The organism is Kytococcus sp. HMSC28H12, assembly GCF_001816045.1.
GTDB lineage: Bacteria > Actinomycetota > Actinomycetes > Actinomycetales > Dermatophilaceae > Kytococcus > Kytococcus schroeteri.
On the sequence record NZ_KV824318.1, the window covers coordinates 1 to 3,986 of the forward strand.

Annotated in this window: 4 protein-coding genes; 1 reads left to right on the forward strand and 3 read right to left on the reverse strand. The window is 71.5% G+C overall.

The features are described from left to right. Nucleotides 1-51 precede the first annotated feature (51 nt). On the reverse strand, nucleotides 52-1,548 hold the full coding sequence (gene guaB, locus HMPREF3099_RS02530; RefSeq protein WP_070703657.1) for an IMP dehydrogenase: 1,497 nt from the start codon (nucleotides 1,546-1,548) through the stop codon (nucleotides 52-54). A 152-nt stretch (nucleotides 1,549-1,700) separates the two neighbouring features. Between guaB and HMPREF3099_RS02535 the strand changes: the two genes are divergently transcribed. Continuing rightward, nucleotides 1,701-1,991 (forward strand): WhiB family transcriptional regulator, encoded by a 291-nt coding sequence (locus tag HMPREF3099_RS02535; protein WP_070703659.1) that lies wholly within the window; start codon nucleotides 1,701-1,703, stop codon nucleotides 1,989-1,991. 3 nt (nucleotides 1,992-1,994) lie between these two features. On the opposite strand, the gene HMPREF3099_RS02540 is transcribed toward HMPREF3099_RS02535, so the two are convergent. Beyond that, nucleotides 1,995-2,222 (reverse strand): RNA-binding S4 domain-containing protein, encoded by a 228-nt coding sequence (locus HMPREF3099_RS02540; RefSeq protein WP_070703661.1) that lies wholly within the window; start codon nucleotides 2,220-2,222, stop codon nucleotides 1,995-1,997. A 132-nt stretch (nucleotides 2,223-2,354) separates the two neighbouring features. Continuing rightward, the gene (groL, locus tag HMPREF3099_RS02545) at nucleotides 2,355-3,974 is read right to left on the reverse strand and encodes a chaperonin GroEL (protein ID WP_070703663.1); all 1,620 of its coding nucleotides are present in this window, start codon (nucleotides 3,972-3,974) and stop codon (nucleotides 2,355-2,357) included. Nucleotides 3,975-3,986 lie beyond the last annotated feature (12 nt).

Below are 3,986 nucleotides of genomic sequence, written 5' to 3' on the forward strand. Positions count from 1 at the left end.
CCTCGACCGGTGCACCGGTCGAGGCCCTCGTCATCGCGCGGGGGCGCGGGGTCAGCGGGAGGTGTAGTTGGGGGCCTCCATGACCATCTGCACGTCGTGCGGGTGGGACTCCACGAGGCCCGCCGAGGTGATGCGGACGAACTGCCCGTTGGTCTTGACCTCGGCGATGGTGCGCGCACCCACGTAGAACATCGACTGACGCAGGCCTCCCACCAGCTGGTAGACCACGGCGGCCACCGGACCGCGGTAGGCCACCTTGCCCTCGATGCCCTCGGCGATCACCTTGTCGTCGTCGGACACGTCGCCCTGGAAGTAGCGGTCCTTGGAGTAGGACACGCCGCGGCCGCGGGACTGCATGGCCCCGAGCGAGCCCATGCCGCGATAGCTCTTGAACTGCTTGCCGTTGATGAACATCATCTCGCCGGGCGACTCCTCGCAGCCGGCCAGCAGCGAACCCACCATCACCGCGTCCGCCCCGGCCACCAGCGCCTTGGCGATGTCGCCGGAGTACTGCAGGCCACCGTCGGCGATGACCGGGACACCGGCCGGTCCGGCAGCCCGCGCCGCCTCGTGGATCGCGGTGATCTGGGGGACGCCGACGCCGGAGACGACGCGCGTGGTGCAGATGGAGCCCGGGCCCACGCCCACCTTGACGGCGTCCGCGCCGGCCTCGACGAGGGCCTGCGCGCCGGCGCGGGTGGCGACGTTGCCCGCCATCACGTCGACGTGCGCGGCCGACGGCTCGGCCTTCAGGCGGGCGACCATGTCGCACACCCCGCGGGAGTGGCCGTGGGCGGTGTCGACCACGAGGAGGTCCACGCCGGCCTCCACGAGGGCCATGGCGCGCTCCCAGCTGTCGCCCCAGAAGCCGACGGCCGCACCCACCCGCAGGCGCCCGGCGTCGTCCTTGGTGGCCAGCGGGTACTGCTCGGTCTTGGTGAAGTCCTTGACGGTGAACAGGCCCTTGAGCACGCCCGCCTCGTCCACCAGCGGGAGCTTCTCGATCTTGTGCTCGGCCAGCCTGGCCAGGGCGTCGTGCTTGTCCACGCCCACCGGGGCGGTCACCAGCGGGGTGCGGGTCATGACCTCGCCCACGCGGCGGCCCATGTCGGTCTCGAAGCGCAGGTCGCGGTTGGTGATGATGCCCACGAGGCGCCCGCCCTCGTCGACCACCGGCAGGCCGGAGACCCGGAAGCGGCCGCACAGCTCGTCGACCTCGGCGAGGGTCGCGTCCTCGGTGGTGGTCACCGGGTCGGAGATCATGCCGTTCTCGGAGCGCTTCACGCGGTCGACGGCGGCTGCCTGGTCGGCGATGGAGAGGTTGCGGTGCAGGATGCCGATGCCGCCCTGCCGGGCCATCGCGATGGCCATGCGGGCCTCGGTCACGGTGTCCATGGCCGCCGACAGGAGGGGCACGGCGACCTCGATGCGCTTGCTGATGCGGGTGGACGTGGCCACCTCGCTGGGGATCACGTCACTCTCGTGGGGGAGCAGCAGGACGTCGTCGTAGGTGAGTCCGATGGGCGCGAAGGTGTCCGGGTTCTCCATGGCACGAGTTTATCCGCGCCACGGTTGTGGTACATGTCACACACCGGGCCTGCATGGTGCCGGGGCTCCCGGGGTAGACCCCTCCCCGTGGGCGGATCCCCCCCCACCACGGACGACCGCCCGTAGACCAGCGACGCAGACGAGGTTCCTTCTTGGACAGCACGGCACGCCAGCCCGGACCGGTCGCCGACCTGTGGGACTGGCAGCACGAGGGGCTCTGCCGGACCACCGACCCCGAGGAGTTCTTCCACCCCGAGGGTGAGCGGGGCGAGCGCCGCCGACGCCGCGACGAGCGCGCCAAGCGCGTGTGCCGGCGCTGCCCCGTCATCGAGAAGTGCCGCGAGCACGCCCTGGCCGCCCGCGAGCCCTACGGCGTGTGGGGCGGCCTCACCGAGGGCGAGCGCGAGGAATTGCTCGACCGCTCCGAGCTCAAGGGCGCCTGAGGCTCAGCCCCGCTCCACCCGGATCTCCCCCACGGGGGTGCCCACCACCTGGCCGGGCCGCACCTTGCGCCCCCGCTGCGTGCACACCTCGCCGTCCAGGGTCACGTCGCCGGCCTGGATGACCTCCCGCGCGATGGCGCCGTCGTCCACCACGTTGGCCAGCTTGAGCACCTGACCCAGCTGGATGTGCTCGTCGGTGATGGTCACGGTCAGCGCGTCTGCCTGGCTCATGGGGCCAGTCTCCCCCATCGGCTGCGCCCGGCTCCCCCTCCCGCCGGCCGGCACGGCGACGGGGCCGGGGTCCGTGGTGGACCCCGGCCCCGTGGCCGGTCGACGGGTCACGCGGCGCGCGACCCGCGGGACTCAGTGGCTGTGGCCGTGCCCGTGGCCGTCCTCGTCGTCCTCCTCGGCGGGCTTGTCCACCACCAGCGTGTCGGTGGTGAGCACCAGGCCGGCGATGGAGGCCGCGTTGCGCAGGGCGGAGCGGGTCACCTTGACCGGGTCGATGATGCCGGCGGCCACCATGTCGACGTACTCGCCGGTGGCGGCGTCCAGGCCCTCGCCCGCCTTTGCCTCGGCCACCTTGGCGGCGGCCACGTGGCCCTCGAGGCCGGCATTCTCGGCGATCCAGCGCAGCGGCTGGTTGAGCGCGGCCTGCACGGTGCGCACGCCCACGGCCTCGTCACCGGAGGTGGAGGACAGCAGCTCCCCGAGGGAGGTCGCGGCCTGGGTGAGGGCGGTGCCACCACCGGCGACGATGCCCTCCTCCATGGCCGCACGGGTCGCCGCCACGGCGTCCTCGATGCGGTGCTGCTTCTCGGTGAGCTCGGTCTCGGTGTGGGCGCCGACCTTGATGACGCACACGCCGCCGGCCAGCTTGGCCAGGCGCTCCTGCAGCTTCTCGCGGTCCCAGTCGGAGTCGGTGTTCTCGATCTCCTTGCGGATCTGGGTGACGCGCTCCTCCACCGCGGCGGCGTCGCCGCCACCGTCGATGATGGTGGTGCTGTCCTTGGTGATCTGCACGCGGCGTGCCTGGCCGAGGGACTCGACACCAGCGGAGCTCAGCTGCAGGCCGACCTCCTCGGAGATGACCTCACCACCGGTGAGCACGGCGATGTCCTGCATCATCGCCTTGCGGCGGTCACCGAAGCCGGGGGCCTTCACGGCGGCGACCTTGAGGCTGCCGCGCACGGTGTTGACCACCAGGGTGGACAGGGCCTCGCCCTCCACGTCCTCGGCGATGATGACCAGCGGCTTGCCGGTCTCGACGACCTTCTCCAGCAGCGGCATGAGGTCGGCGATGTTGGAGATCTTGCCGCCGTGCAGCAGCACCAGGGCGTCCTCGTGGACGGCCTCCATGCGCTCGGCATCGGTGACGAAGTAGGGCGAGAGGAAGCCCTTGTCGAACTGCATACCCTCGGTGTAGTCGAGGGTCAGCTCGGTGGTGGAGGACTCCTCCACGGTGATGACGCCGTCCTTGCCGACCTTGTCGAAGGCCTCGGAGAGCAGCTCGCCGACCTCGGGGTTCTGGGCGGACAGGGCCGCGACCTTGGCGATCTCGTCCTTGCCCTGCACCGGGCGGGCGGCGGCGGTCAGGTGCGCGTCGACGGCCTGGACGGCCTTCTCCATGCCGCGCTTCACGCCGGACGGGCTGGCGCCGGCGGCCACGTTGCGCAGGCCCTCGCGGACCATGGCCTGGGCCAGCACGGTGGCGGTGGTGGTGCCGTCACCGGCGACGTCGTTGGTCTTGGAGGCGACCTCCTTGACCAGCTGGGCACCGAGGTTCTCGTAGGGGTCGTCCAGCTCCACCTCACGGGCGATGGTGACGCCGTCGTTGGTGATGACCGGCTGGCCGTAGGCGCGCTGCACCACGACGTTGCGGCCCTTCGGGCCCAGGGTCACCTTGACGGTGTCGGCGAGCTGGTTCACGCCGCGCTCCAGCGCCTTGCGTGCGTTGTCGTTGAACTCGAGCATCTTGGCCATGGATGGCCCTCC